We start from the raw sequence: 12,638 nt of genomic DNA on the forward strand, positions 1-12,638 counted from the left end.
TACATCCTGTCAAGTCTCGTTACGCAGCTGTTAAACCCGTGCACAGCCGGTGGATGCCACCGTTTGGGCGCTTTCCCGGTCCAAGTCCCGGTCAACCGCCGAACAGACCTAAACGTGAAGTTGTGTTTGCTTGTGTTGACGTTGGGGGTTGTTGTCGGCCACGCTTGCCGCCGTGACGACATGGCCGACGGGTGTGCAGGGGCTCGCCTGGGGTGCGGACTACAACCCCGAACAGTGGCCTGAGCACGTCTGGGCCGAGGACGTCGAGCTCATGCGGCGGGCCGGCGTGAACATGGTCAGCGTGGGGATCTTCAGCTGGGCGAAGATCGAGGCCAGCTCGGGTGAGTACCGGTTCGACTGGCTCGACCGGGTGCTCGACCTGCTGCACGCCGGTGGCATCCGGGCCGACCTCGCGACCGCGACCGCCGCGCCGCCGCCGTGGTTGACCGCCCAGTACCCCGAGATGCTGCCCGTCCGCGCGGACGGTGTGCGGCTCTCACACGGCTCAAGGCAGGCTTACTGCCCGTCGTCGCCGATCTACCGCGACCGCGCGACTGCGCTCGCGGCCGAGATGGCCACGCACTACCGCGACCACCCGGCGCTCGCCGCGTGGCACGTCGGCAACGAGTACGGATGCCACGTGTCGCGCTGCTACTGCGACACGTGCGCCGAGTCGTTCCGCGAGTGGCTGTCCGCCCGCTACACGCTCGACCAGCTCAACGACGCGTGGTCGACCGCGTTCTGGAGCCAGGGCTACACGGACTTCTCGCAGATCCTGCCTCCGCGCGCCACGCCCACGTTCGCGAATCCGGGGCAGGTGCTCGACTTCGACCGGTTCAGCGACGAGGCGTTGCTGGAGCAGTACAAGGCCGAGCGCGACGTGCTGCGGATGATCACGCCGGACGTGCCGGTCACCACGAACTTCATGGTCACCTGGACGATGGAGGCGCTGGACTACTGGAAGTGGGCCCGTGAGGTCGACTTCGTGTCCAACGACCACTACACCGAGGCGCAGTCCCCTGATCGGCACGTCGAGCTCGCGATGTCCGCGGACCTCACCCGCGGCCTCGCGGGCGGTCAGCCGTGGCTGCTGATGGAGCAGTCGACGTCGGCGGTGAACTGGCAGCAACGCAACATCGCCAAGCTGCCGGGCGAGATGCGGCGGAACTCGTTCCAGCACATCGCCCGCGGCGCGGACGGCACGTTGTTCTTCCAGTGGCGGCAGTCGCGCGGTGGTGGCGAGCGCTTCCACTCGGCGATGGTTCCGCACGCGGGCACCGACACGAAGGTGTACCGCGAGGTGTGTCAGGTCGGAGCCGAGTACGCGGCGTTGTCCGAGGTTGCCGGATCCACTGTGGACGCTCCGGTGGCGATCCTGTTCGACTGGCAGTCCGGCTGGGCGTTGCGGCAGAACACGCATCCGACCGCGGACTTCGAGTACCGCAAGCACGTCTTCGGCTACTACAAAGCGTTGTGGCAGGCCGGTGTGACGGTCGACTTCGTGGCGCCGGGCAGGAACCTGTCGGCGTACTCGATGGTGGTTGTGCCGGCTTTCTACCCGGTGTCCGACGCGCACGCCGCGGTGATCGCCGACTACGTGGCGGGCGGCGGTCATGCCGTTGTCACGTATCTGTCCGGTGTTGCCGACGAGCACACGCGAGTGCGACTGGGCGGGTACCCCGGTGCGTTCCGGGACGTCCTGGGCGTGTGGTCGGAGGAGTTCCACCCGCTGCGGCAGGACGAAACCGTTTCGTTGACCGACGGGTCAACGGCCTCGCTGTGGACCGAGCACCTGCACGTGCGCGGCGCTGAGGTCGTTGCCTCCTATGCGGACGGGCCGTTGCCCGGCGTACCTGCGGTGACACGCAACGCGTTCGGCAACGGTGTTGCCTGGTACGTGGCGTGTGATCTTGACGAGGGCGGTCTCGGCCGAACGGTGGAAAACGCGCTTTCCAGTGCGGGCGTGGCGGTGTCGCGTTCGCCGATTGAGCTTGTGAGGCGCAAGGGCGACGTATCGTGGCTCTTCGCCGTCAACCACACCGACACCGACGCGCAGATCGAGGCGTCCGGTGTCGACGTGTTGTCCGGCGAGCAGGTCTCCGGACGCCTCACCGTGCGAGCCGGGGACGTCGTGGTCCTCAGGGAAGAGGTGTGAGGTGCTGGCACGTCAACGGCAAGCGGTGATCATCGAGGAAGTCCGGCGGACCGGCGCGGTGCGCGTGAGCGACCTGGTCGTCCGGCTCGGCGTCTCGGACATGACCGTGCGCCGCGACCTCGACGTGCTCGCTTCGCGCGGCCTGGTGGAGAAGGTCTACGGCGGCGCGACGTCCGTCGTCGGGCGGTCCACCGACGAGCCCGGTTTCGAGGCCAAGTCGGTCCGGCAGCTTCCGGAGAAGGAAGCGATCGCGGCGCTGGCCGCGAACCTCGTGCGCCCCGGCACGGCCATCGGTCTGTCCGCCGGCACCACGACCTGGACGTTGGCGCGCTTCCTGGACGACATCCCGGACCTGACCGTCGTCACGAACTCCATCCGCGTCGCGGACGTGCTGCAACAGAGCGGGCGCACCGATCGCACGGTCGTGCTGACCGGTGGCGTGCGCACGCCGTCCGACGCGTTGGTCGGGCCTGTCGCCGTGCAGGCGTTGCGATCCCTGCACCTGGACGTGGTGTTCCTGGGCGTGCACGGCATGGCCGAGCGTTCCGGCTTCACCACCCCGAACCTCAACGAGAGCGAAACGGACCGGGCGCTCGTCGACGCCGCCGGGCGCGTGGTCGTGGTCGCGGACCACACGAAGTGGGGCACCGTGGGCATTTCCACGATCGCCGACCTCGACGAAGCACACGTGCTGGTGACCGACGAAGGTCTGCCGGACGACGCACGCGCGGTCCTCACCGAGCAGGTCGGCGAGTTGGTGTTGGCACATGTACCAGGAAGTGGCGAGGAGTTGGCGTGAGGCGTACCGCGGGGAAGCTGGCGGACGGCCGGGAGATCATCTACTTCGACGACAGCGCTGAGGCGCCACCGCGAGTCGCGGTGGACACCCGGGATCTGCCCGAGTCGCAGCCGATGTCCGAAGTCCGGCTGGACCCGTTGACCCGCGAGTGGGTCGCCATGGCGGCACATCGCCAGACACGCACTTACAAACCGCCGGCGGACCTCTGCCCGCTGTGCCCGTCGACGCCCGGCCGGCCCACGGAGATTCCCGAGGCCGACTACGACGTCGTGGTGTTCGAGAACCGGTTCCCCTCGCTGGCGCAGAACGTGCCGGACGTGCCGTCCACTGTGGATGGTGAGGAGCTGTTCGTGCGCGCGCCGGGACGTGGGCGCTGCGAGGTCGTGTGCTTCACGTCGGACCACAACACGTCGTTCGGCGAGCTTTCCGCGTCGCGGGTGCGGACCGTTGTCGATGCCTGGGCGGACCGGGTTGCCTTCTTGTCAACGTTGCCAGGGGTCGAACAGGTCTTCCCGTTCGAGAACCGCGGCGAAGAAATCGGTGTGACGCTGTCACACCCGCACGGCCAGATCTACGCGTACCCGTTCGTGACGCCGCGGACCGAACGGATGCTGGAAGCCGCTCTGGAGTACTACGCGGCGCACGGGCGTCCGTTGTTCGGCGACCTGCTGGAGGCCGAGCTGCGCGCGGGCGCGCGCGTGGTGGAAGAGTCCCCGCACTGGGTGGCCTTCGTGCCCGCCGCCGCGCGCTGGCCTGTGGAGGTCCTGCTGGCGCCACGTCGTCAGGTCGCGGACCTCGCCGGTCTGTCCTCTGTGGAGCGTGATGACTTCGCGTCGTTGTACCTGAAGGTGTTGCATCGCCTGGACGCTCTGTACGACCGCCCGCTGCCGTACATCGCGGCGTGGCACCAGGCGCCGGTGAACGTCGGGCGTGATGAGCTCTGGCTGCACCTCCAGGTCTTCTCGGTGCTGAGGACCAAGGACAAGCTGAAGTACCTCGCCGGCTCCGAGTCGGGCGAGGCCGTGTGGATCAACGACGTGACGCCGGAACAGATCGCGGAGCGTCTTCGGGCGTCCCTGGGAACGCACAACTGACTCCCAGGCTGGTTTAAGGGTTCTCTCAGGACGGGCCGAGAGACTATGGCCATGACCGAGAGCAACCAGCCAGCGCAGCAGCCGGAAGAGCCCAACTCCGTGCCGACCGCCGGTCAGACAGACTCCGGCGCGCGGGAGCAGGGCCCGTCGCTGCCGGAACCCGGCCAGCCGGATCCTTTGCAGGGGGGATCCGGCCAGGCTGGGGCCAACAGCACTCCCGCGGGCCTCGGCGACGTGCCCGCCTCGTTCTCTTCGGCCCAGCCGCAGGTGCCCTCACCTGACGCGGGCCAGGCGCAGCTCGGCGGGTCCGGACCCGGCCAGCAGCTTCCTCCTCCTGGGTCCGGCCAACTTCCCCCAGGCCACCCCCTCGGCCTGGGGGCCACCACCTCCCAGTTCGGCGCAGAAGGACCCTCAGGGCCTCCGCCGACCGGTCAGTACTACCTCCCGCCCGGTTACCAGCCCCCGCCCGTCCCACCGCGTCCCAGGGGCCGTGGGAAGGTCGTGGCGGGCGTCGCGGCGCTCGTGCTGATGGTGGGCGGCCTCTCCGGTGGCCTCGGTGGCTACCTGGGCTACACGTTCGCCAACGAATCGTCCTCGGTCAGCTCGCTCGACTCGCCCCGCCCGGCCTCGCAGACCAGCAACGCTCCCGCGGGCTCGGTTGAGGAAGTGGCGAACAAGATGCTGCCGTCCGTCGTCCAGATCCAGGTCGTGACGCGGACCGGCGCCGGTGAGGGCTCTGGCTTCATCATCTCCGGCAACGGCCAGATCGTCACGAACAACCACGTCATCGAAGGCGCGGCGGCCGGCGGCGGCGAGATCAAGGTCGTCTTCCAGGACGGCAAGACCGCCACCGCCAAGGTCCTCGGCCGCGACCCCAGCTCGGACATCGCCGTCATCCAGGCGGACGGCGTCTCCAACCTGCCGGTCGTGCAGCTCGGCAACTCCGGTGACATGAAGATCGGCCAGGGCGTGGTCGCGATCGGCTCGCCGTTCGAACTGTCCGGCACCGTGACCTCAGGCATCGTCAGCTCGCTGAACCGCCCGGTCTCCGCCGGTGGCGACGCCCGCAACTCGCAGGCGACCGTCCTGAACGCGATCCAGACCGACGCCGCGATCAACCCCGGCAACTCCGGTGGTCCGCTGGTGAACATGCAGGGCCAGGTCGTGGGCATCAACTCCGCGATCTACAGCCCGAACTCCTCCGGTGGCCAGGCGGGCTCGGTCGGCATCGGCTTCGCGATCCCGATGGACCAGGCGCGCCGCACGATCGACGAGATCGTGAAGACCGGCAAGCCCAAGCAGACGGTGCTCGGCGTCGAGGTGAAGGAGGCCCCCGACGGCGGCGCGGTGATCAGCAAGATCACCGCGGGTGGTGCCGCGGAGAAGGCCGGCCTGAAGGAGAACGACGTGATCACCAAGTTCGGTGACCGACGCATCGACAGCTCGGACACCCTCGTCGCGGCCGTCCGCTCCAAGGCGCCCGGCGACAAGGTGACCATCACGCTGTCCGACAACCGGACCGTGGAAGCCACCCTCGGCGGTGTCGAGGTGGGATAGGTGGGGGACGCGCCTGGTTCTGGCATCCGCCGCCCGCCAGAACCAGGCGTGACGACCCGCGAGACCGGCCCCCGCGCACCTGCCCCGCGCGGGGGTCGGTCTCTTTTCGTTTTATTACGGATGTGAGCCGGGGCGGTGTTCGTGGCTTAGCGTTGATGACGTGGTGGAACGGGTGTTGGTCGTCGACGACGACACGACGGTGCGGGACGTGGTGCGCCGCTACCTCGAACACGCCGGGTACGAGGTCGAACTCGCCGGGGACGGGGAGCAGGCGCTGCGGTTGATGGCCTCGCACGAGCCGGACATCGTCGTGCTGGACCTGATGCTGCCCGGCATCGACGGGCTCGAGGTGTGCCGGCGGATCCGGGAACGCGGCAGCACACCGGTGGTGATGCTGACGGCGCTGGGCGAGGAAGAAGACCGCATCGCCGGGTTGCAGATCGGGGCCGACGACTACGTCACGAAGCCGTTCAGCCCGCGTGAGCTGGCGTTGCGAGTGTCGTCGGTGTTGCGGCGCGCCAGCAAGGCCTACGAGCCGCGGGTGGTGCGCGACGGCGACTTGGTGCTCGACGTGGCCGCGCACACGGCGACGTTGGACGGCATGGCGTTGCAGCTGACCACTCGCGAGTTCGACCTGCTGGCGTTCTTCATCGCGAACGCGGGCAGGGCGTTCGGGCGCACGGAGTTGCTGGAGCGGGTGTGGGGCTGGCAGTTCGGCGACCAGTCGACCGTGACCGTCCACGTGCGACGGTTGCGGGAGAAGATCGAGAAGGACCCGGCCAAGCCGATGCGGCTCAGCACCGTGTGGGGCGTGGGCTACCGGTACGACAGAAGCTCGCTGTGAACATCTTCGACCGGCTGAGCCGGGTGTCGCTCACGACCGCGATGACCGTCATGGTGATCGTGCCGGTGGTGGCGACCATCAGCGGAGTGCTCGCGGTCAGCGGCTTCATGTTCACGCCGATGCTCACGGCCGCCCTGACGGTGTGCGCGGTGGTCGGCGTGATCACCGTGCCGTTCTCGATCATGCTGGGACGCGCGATCGCGCGGCGCAGCGTGTGGGAGCGCGAGGCGGAGGCGGCGCGGCGGCAGCTGGTGGCGTGGATCAGTCACGACCTGCGGACGCCGCTGGCCGGTATCCGGGCGATGACCGAGGCGCTGGAGGACGGCGTCGTCTCCGAACCGGGCGAGGTCGCCGTCTACGCGAAGCAGATCGCCCAGGAGGCCGACCACCTGTCGAAGCTGGTCGACGATCTGTTCCAGCTGTCCCGGATCACCGCCGGCGCGCTGAAGCTGACGTTGCACGACGTGCGGCTGGCGGACGTCGTGAGCGACGTGGTCGCCGCATCCCGCCCGGTCGCTCAACTCAAGGGCGTGCAGCTGCGCGCGGACGCTCGCGAATGGCCGGTCGTGCGGGGCTCCGATCCGGAACTGATGCGTGTCGTGCGCAACCTTGTGTCCAACGCCATTCGGCACACGCCCGAGGGCGGCACGGTGGCCGTCCAGGTCGATGTGGACGGAGCCGAGGCCGTGGTGCGGGTGGACGACGCGTGCGGCGGCATACCCGATGACGTGCTGCCACAGGTGTTCGACGTGGGATTCCGCGGTTCGACGAGCCGCAATCCCTCGGGCGCCGGACTGGGCCTGGCCATCGCGCGCGGCCTCGTCGACGCACACCTCGGACGAATCGGCGCGCACAACCACGGTCCTGGCTGCCGCTTCGAAGTCCGACTCCCGCTACGGTGATCGCATGGAACGCAGCGCGCAGCGCCTTGGCCGCGCTTTGGTCGTGATCGTGGACGACCGGGTGGCGCACGGCGAGCAGGACGACAACTCCGGCCCTCTCGTCACCGAACTTCTGGAAGAAGCGGGCTTCATCGTCGACGGCACCGTCGCGGTCGAGGGTGAGGTGGTCGACATCCGGGCCGCACTCAACACGGCCGTGATCGGTGGCGTCGACCTCGTGGTCACCGTGGGCGGCACAGGCGTGTCACCCCGCGACGTGACCCCCGACGCCACACAAGGCGTGCTGGACCGCCCCATCCACGGCATCGCCGAGGCACTCCGCGCCTCCGGCCTCGCCGCGGGCGCGGTGGACGCGGGCATCTCCCGCGGCCTCGTAGGCGTCTCCGGCAGCACTCTGGTCGTGAACCTCGCGGGCTCGCGCTCCGCGGTCCGCGACGGCATGGCAACGCTGTCGGCTCTGGTGCCCTACGTGATCGAGCAGCTGAGCGGTCTTGACGAAGAGTAGTGATTCATCGAAGCCGGCCGACGACGACGCCGTAGCGCGTCGTCGCCGGTTGGCTGAGGTGTTCGGGGACGTGCTGCCGGAGACCACGTCGGATGAGCGTGGGTCGGCGTCTGGTGACGGTTCTGGGGACCGTGAGGCCTGGTACCGGGAGAACAGGCCGCCGCACCACGGGGGCTGAGCCGATGTGATGGCTGTGCGGCGCGGGCTGGTTGGGCCGACGCCGGGTTCGTGGGGCGGGTCGCCTTGCGTTGGTGAGCGGCGGTTGGCGTCGCATCGGTCGGCTTGCGGGCGAGCGGTCGTCCCCTCAAGGTAAAGCCCCAATCGCTTGGCGTGGGGGTGCACCGCTACCCATCCGCGCGTCGACCAGGGGTTCACTCGGCGCCGCATCGCACCTCGGCGTGCCCGTCGCCGCATCGGGGAGGCGATGTGCCTGCCGCGGCAACACCACGTGGCGTGCCCATCTCGGCAGCGCCACGCGGTGGTGCCCATTGCGGCAGTGCCCTGTCCCGGCCCGGTTCGCATCGCTGCGCCGGGTACCTCGCGCTGGTGTTGGCCGGGGCTGGCGGCAGGTGGCGCGGGACTAGATCTTCGGGCCGCGCACGTCGGTGGTCGTGGTCGCCGGCGGCTGCTGGCCCTGCTGAGCCGCGAGCAGGTCGCGGATCTCGATCAGCAGCTCGACGTTCGTGGGCTCGGACGGGCCCGCCTCTTCGCCGCGCTTGCGGCGTTCCTGGATCTTCTGGATCGGCAGGACGAGCACGAAGTACACGACTGCCGCGACGATCACGAAGTTGATCGCCGCGTTGATCACGTTGCTGAAGTCGATGTACGTGTCCTCCTTACCTTCCCGGAGTTGGATGCCGAGACCCTTCGTCTCGGTGCTGCCGAGCGAAGCGATGAGCGGCTTGATGAGGCTCGTGGTGAACGCGGTGACGATCGCGGTGAACGCCGTGCCGATGACCACGGCCACAGCCAGGTCGACGACGTTTCCGCGCATCAAAAAGTCCTTGAAACCCTTCAGCATCAGCGGAGAGTAACGGCTAACGCATGCTCCAGTGACATCGCGGCCACACGAGTTGCATTAAGTCTCGGCAACGTGAGCACGACGACTTGTCCCCGTGTCTCACGCACGGATGCGTTCTCCGCGAGCACTTCTGCCGATGGCGACACGACGTCGACGCGGTCGCCCATCCGCACCACGTCGGCCAGGCCCTGGTCAGCCACTCGCACGGCCACCGAGACCTGATCTCCTGACGTGGGAGCAAGATCGAAGTCTGTCAGCGGGGCACCCTCACGTGCCGCGTCGCGCAGGGGGCGGCCCACCACGGCGTCGACTTCTGGGAAAGAACCGGAAATCGGCGCGGCCAGCGACACCAGGCGGATGTCGGCTGCCGACAGCGGCACGCCGGCCGGCAGGTCGCGGGAGGCGACGACGGCGGGATGGCCCACGTCGGGCCAGAAGGCCGTTGACGCGGCTGTCAGGGCCAGGCCCAGAGCCAGGAACCGGCGCCACGCAACGGAAGGACGGCGGTGCGCAAGTGAGCGGAGTCGGTCGAGGGCGGTGGCGGAAAGGGTCATGCCTCCGACGGTAGGACCATCGGAGGCATGTCAAAGGGGGCTCAGCCGCAAGTTGTGGACAACTCGCGATCTTCAGCTGGCGGCAGCCGCGGGAGCACTGGCCGCGGGCTTCGAGTCCGAAGACGACTTCTTGTCCGAGGACTTCGTCTCCGAAGTGGACGAGGACGTCGTGGACGTGGCAGCCGTGCTCTTGGACGAGCCGGAGCGGCTGTCCGTGCGGTAGAAACCGCTGCCCTTGAAAACGACACCGACGGCGCCGAAGAGCTTGCGCAGCTTGCCCGAGCACTCGGGGCACTCGGTGAGGGAGGCGTCGCTGAACGACTGCACAGCCTCGAACCGGTGCTCACACGCGGTGCAGGCGTACTGGTACGTAGGCACTGGGTTCGCTCCTAGATCTGGCACTCGGGCGTTGTGAGTGCCAACACGATTTTCGCTCAGGACCTTCCCGGAGCGCAAACACAGCGGGTCAAAGTCACAACCATCGCAGGCCCACCGAGGGTGTCAAAACGCCGTTCATGCGCACGTCGTGGGGCTCCGCAGGCACGTCGGAAAGCACCTCCGCGTCCCGGACCACGGCGATCAAAGGTGCCTTGACCAGCGGCAACGATCGATCGTAGTGCCCCTGCCCCTTTCCGAGCCGCACCCCGGACACCGAGACCGCCAGCGCGGGCACCAGCACCAGCGAGGCTCCAGCGATCGCCGAGGCTCCGAGCCGGGGGCCGGTGGGCTCCAGCAACCGGAACGCGGCCGGAGCGAGCCCGCCCGATCCGGTGTGGACCGCCCAGTCGAGCGGCGAGTCGCCCGTCACGATCGGTAGCAGGACCCGGCAGCGCAGGCCGTCGAGCCAAGACGCGTCACCGGGCTCTGAACCGACGGGGAGAAACGCGCACACCGTCTGATCAGGCCGAACGTCCAAAGCAGCCACGTGCGCCGCCAACGCCGCGGCCTCCACGGCGCGATCCTCGGCGGAAACCGCCCGCCGCGCGGCCAACAACCGTGAACGCAGTGTGGCCTTCCGGTCACGAAGATCGGACGTCATGACGGGTACCCCTCGGTATGTCGTTAGCATCGCTGCCCATGAGCAGCGCCTTCCACACCGCTATCGTGCCCGCGGCCGGTCTGGGCACCCGTTTCCTCCCCACGACCAAGGCCGTGCCGAAGGAGTTGCTGCCGCTGGTCGACACCCCGGCCATCGAGTACGTGGCCAGGGAAGCGGCGGAGGCCGGCGCGACGAAGCTGGTCATCGTCACCTCGCCCACGAAGGCGTCGGTCGCCGACTACTTCGACGCCAACCCCGAGCTCGAGGAGTCGCTGGCCGCGCGCGGCAAGGCCGACCTGGTCGAGAAGATCCAGCGGGCGCCGAAGCTGATCAAGGCAGAGACCGCGATCCAGGCCGAAGCTCTGGGGCTCGGCCACGCCGTCGGCTGCGCTGAGGGCAACCTGACCGGCGACGACGAGGCCGTCGCGGTGCTGCTGCCGGACGACATCATCCTGCCGGCCGACGCGCTCAAGAAGATGGCGAAGGTCCGCGAGGAGAAGGGCGGCAGCGTCCTGCTGGCGTTCGACATCCCGCGCGAGCAGATCTCCGCGTACGGCGTGTTCGACGTCCGCGACACCGGCAACGACGACGTCAAGCAGGTCGTCGGCATGGTCGAGAAGCCCAAGCCGGAGGACGCGCCGTCGACGTTCGCCGCCGCCGGGCGCTACCTGCTCGACCGCGCGATCTTCGACGCCCTCAAGCGCATCACGCCTGGTGCGGGCGGCGAACTGCAGCTCACCGACGCCATCGCGCTGCTCATCGCGGAGGGTCACCCCGTGCACGTCGTCGTCCACCGCGGCGGGCGACACGATCTCGGCAATCCCGCCGGATTCCTGCGGGCTGCGGTTGACTTCGCACTCAAGACCCCTGAGTACGGACCCGATCTGCGCGAGTGGTTGCGGGAACGCCTCGACAACTCCTGAGCGCGAGGAACAAGCACATGAGGTCAGTTGACGAGCAGCTCGCTCGGGTGATCGCGGCCGCGGTGCGGCCCGCACCCGTGCGCGTGGCGATCTCGGAGTCGCAGGGCCTGCTCTGCGCCGAGGAGGTCGTCGCGGAACGCGCGTTGCCCGGCTTCGACCAGGCCGCGGTGGACGGCTACGCGGTGCGCAGCGTCGACGTGTCCGGTGCGAACGCGGGCCCCGTGCAGCTGCCGGTCGTGGGCGAGATCCCCGCCGGCTCCCGGCAGCCGCGCCGGCTCCAGCCCGGCCAGGCGGTGCGGGTCGCGACGGGTGCGCCGCTGCCCACGCTGGCCGACGCCGTCGTGCCGCTCGGCTACACCGACGGTCACCACGCCAAGGTCACGGTGAACCGCAGCGTGCCGTCCGCCGGGTTCGTCCGCCGCACCGGCGAGGACGTGCAGACGGGCGACGTCGCCGTTCGCCGCGGCGCGTCCATCGGTGCTGCTCAGGTGGGGTTGCTGGCCGCCGTCGGACGCAACAAGGTGCTCGTGCACCCACGTCCGCGCGTGTCCGTCATCTCGCTCGGTGAAGAGCTCGTCGACGTCGACCGCACGCCCGGTCAGGGCCAGGTCTACGACGTGAACTCGTACGCGCTGTCCGCCGCCGCACGGGACGCGGGGGCCGAGGTCAGCCGGGTCGGCATCATGTCCGCCGACCCGCGCCGGCTGCGCGAGGTGGTCGAGGGACGGCTGCTGCTCTCGGAGATCGTCGTCATCGCCGGTGGCGTGGGCGGCGCGATCGGCGACGAGGTCAAGGCGGCGATCGCGGACCTCGGCGACATGGACGTCACCCGCATCGGCATGCACCCCGGCTCGGCGCAGGGCTTCGGGCGGCTCGGTCCGGACGCCGTGCCGACGTTCCTGCTGCCGGCGAACCCGATGAGCGCGCTCGTGGTGTTCGAAGTGCTGGTCAGGCCCCTGATCAGGGCCGCGCTCGGCAAGAAGAACCCGTACCGCCGCGCCGTGTCGGCCCGGCTGTTGTCGCCGCTGTCGTCGACGAAGGGCCGCCGCGGCTTCCTGCGCGGCCAGCTGCTGCGCGACGCGGACAACGGCGAGTACCTGGTGCAGCCGCTCGGCACGTCCGGGTCGCACCTGCTCGCGTCGCTGGCCGAGGCCAACTGCCTGATCATGGTCGAGGAGGACGTCACCGAGGTGTCGGTCGGCGAAGAGGTGCTCGTCAGCTTCCTGGCTCAACGCGGCTGATGAA

Annotated in this window: 14 protein-coding genes; 10 read left to right on the top strand and 4 right to left on the bottom strand. The window is 69.1% G+C overall.

Going from position 1 to position 12,638, the window contains the following annotated elements:
* Positions 1-172: 172 nt before the first annotated feature.
* The 8 genes from SK803_RS31300 to SK803_RS46600 all read left to right on the top strand — a co-directional run bounded on the left by SK803_RS31300 (position 173) and on the right by SK803_RS46600 (position 8,034).
* On the top strand, positions 173-2,155 hold the full coding sequence (locus SK803_RS31300) for a beta-galactosidase (RefSeq protein ID WP_319969743.1): 1,983 nt from the start codon (positions 173-175) through the stop codon (positions 2,153-2,155).
* Position 2,156: 1 nt separating this feature from the next.
* Positions 2,157-2,954: a DeoR/GlpR family DNA-binding transcription regulator gene (locus tag SK803_RS31305; RefSeq protein WP_319969744.1), complete on the top strand. Its 798-nt coding sequence runs from the start codon at positions 2,157-2,159 to the stop codon at positions 2,952-2,954.
* Positions 2,951-4,048 carry a galactose-1-phosphate uridylyltransferase gene (gene galT / locus SK803_RS31310; protein ID WP_319969745.1) on the top strand — a complete coding sequence of 366 codons (1,098 nt, stop codon included), beginning with the start codon at positions 2,951-2,953 and terminating at the stop codon, positions 4,046-4,048. The genes SK803_RS31305 and galT overlap by 4 nt, the downstream gene beginning before the upstream one ends.
* 51 nt (positions 4,049-4,099) lie before the next feature.
* Positions 4,100-5,605: a S1C family serine protease gene (locus SK803_RS31315; RefSeq protein ID WP_319969746.1), complete on the top strand. Its 1,506-nt coding sequence runs from the start codon at positions 4,100-4,102 to the stop codon at positions 5,603-5,605.
* A gap of 160 nt (positions 5,606-5,765) precedes the next feature.
* Positions 5,766-6,449, top strand: a complete 684-nt coding sequence (locus SK803_RS31320) for a response regulator transcription factor (protein ID WP_319969747.1) — start codon at positions 5,766-5,768, stop codon at positions 6,447-6,449.
* Positions 6,450-6,490: 41 nt separating this feature from the next.
* Positions 6,491-7,351, top strand: a complete 861-nt coding sequence (locus SK803_RS31325) for a sensor histidine kinase (RefSeq protein ID WP_319969822.1) — start codon at positions 6,491-6,493, stop codon at positions 7,349-7,351.
* Between the two features lie 4 nt (positions 7,352-7,355).
* Complete coding sequence (locus SK803_RS31330) at positions 7,356-7,856, top strand: MogA/MoaB family molybdenum cofactor biosynthesis protein (RefSeq protein WP_045311897.1); 501 nt, start codon at positions 7,356-7,358, stop codon at positions 7,854-7,856.
* Positions 7,843-8,034, top strand: a complete 192-nt coding sequence (locus SK803_RS46600; protein WP_406601610.1) for a hypothetical protein — start codon at positions 7,843-7,845, stop codon at positions 8,032-8,034. Before SK803_RS31330 ends, SK803_RS46600 begins: the two co-directional genes overlap by 14 nt.
* A 402-nt stretch (positions 8,035-8,436) precedes the next feature.
* Here SK803_RS46600 and mscL read toward each other — a convergent pair whose 3' ends face one another.
* From mscL to SK803_RS31350, 4 genes are all read right to left on the bottom strand, one after another.
* Positions 8,437-8,877, bottom strand: a complete 441-nt coding sequence (gene mscL / locus SK803_RS31335; protein ID WP_319969748.1) for a large-conductance mechanosensitive channel protein MscL — start codon at positions 8,875-8,877, stop codon at positions 8,437-8,439.
* On the bottom strand, positions 8,877-9,431 hold the full coding sequence (locus tag SK803_RS31340) for an SAF domain-containing protein (RefSeq protein WP_319969749.1): 555 nt from the start codon (positions 9,429-9,431) through the stop codon (positions 8,877-8,879). Before SK803_RS31340 ends, mscL begins: the two co-directional genes overlap by 1 nt.
* A gap of 72 nt (positions 9,432-9,503) precedes the next feature.
* Positions 9,504-9,809: an FmdB family zinc ribbon protein gene (locus SK803_RS31345; protein ID WP_319969750.1), complete on the bottom strand. Its 306-nt coding sequence runs from the start codon at positions 9,807-9,809 to the stop codon at positions 9,504-9,506.
* Positions 9,810-9,903: 94 nt separating this feature from the next.
* Positions 9,904-10,470, bottom strand: coding sequence for a 5-formyltetrahydrofolate cyclo-ligase (locus SK803_RS31350; protein WP_319969751.1), 567 nt, complete (start codon positions 10,468-10,470; stop codon positions 9,904-9,906).
* A gap of 38 nt (positions 10,471-10,508) precedes the next feature.
* Here SK803_RS31350 and SK803_RS31355 point away from each other — a divergent pair, with 38 nt between their 5' ends.
* On the top strand, positions 10,509-11,393 hold the full coding sequence (locus tag SK803_RS31355) for a UTP--glucose-1-phosphate uridylyltransferase (RefSeq protein WP_319969752.1): 885 nt from the start codon (positions 10,509-10,511) through the stop codon (positions 11,391-11,393).
* Between the two features lie 17 nt (positions 11,394-11,410).
* Positions 11,411-12,634, top strand: coding sequence for a molybdotransferase-like divisome protein Glp (glp, locus tag SK803_RS31360; protein ID WP_319969753.1), 1,224 nt, complete (start codon positions 11,411-11,413; stop codon positions 12,632-12,634).
* The last annotated feature ends 4 nt before the right edge of the window (positions 12,635-12,638 follow it).

Origin of the sequence: Lentzea miocenica (assembly GCF_033949945.1) — a bacterium.
In the GTDB taxonomy this organism is placed as follows: domain Bacteria; phylum Actinomycetota; class Actinomycetes; order Mycobacteriales; family Pseudonocardiaceae; genus Lentzea; species Lentzea miocenica.

Excerpts from the sequence above, each read along its gene's own strand:
- SK803_RS31315 (WP_319969746.1), top strand. The coding sequence starts at position 4,100 with ATGACCGAGAGCAACCAGCCAGCGCAGCAGCCGGAAGAGCCCAACTCC.
- SK803_RS31340 (WP_319969749.1), bottom strand. The coding sequence starts at position 9,431 with ATGACCCTTTCCGCCACCGCCCTCGACCGACTCCGCTCACTTGCGCAC.
- glp (WP_319969753.1), top strand. The coding sequence starts at position 11,411 with ATGAGGTCAGTTGACGAGCAGCTCGCTCGGGTGATCGCGGCCGCGGTG.
- mscL (WP_319969748.1), bottom strand. The coding sequence starts at position 8,877 with ATGCTGAAGGGTTTCAAGGACTTTTTGATGCGCGGAAACGTCGTCGAC.
- SK803_RS31350 (WP_319969751.1), bottom strand. The coding sequence starts at position 10,470 with ATGACGTCCGATCTTCGTGACCGGAAGGCCACACTGCGTTCACGGTTG.
- SK803_RS31325 (WP_319969822.1), top strand. The coding sequence starts at position 6,491 with ATGACCGTCATGGTGATCGTGCCGGTGGTGGCGACCATCAGCGGAGTG.
- SK803_RS31330 (WP_045311897.1), top strand. The coding sequence starts at position 7,356 with ATGGAACGCAGCGCGCAGCGCCTTGGCCGCGCTTTGGTCGTGATCGTG.
- SK803_RS31355 (WP_319969752.1), top strand. The coding sequence starts at position 10,509 with ATGAGCAGCGCCTTCCACACCGCTATCGTGCCCGCGGCCGGTCTGGGC.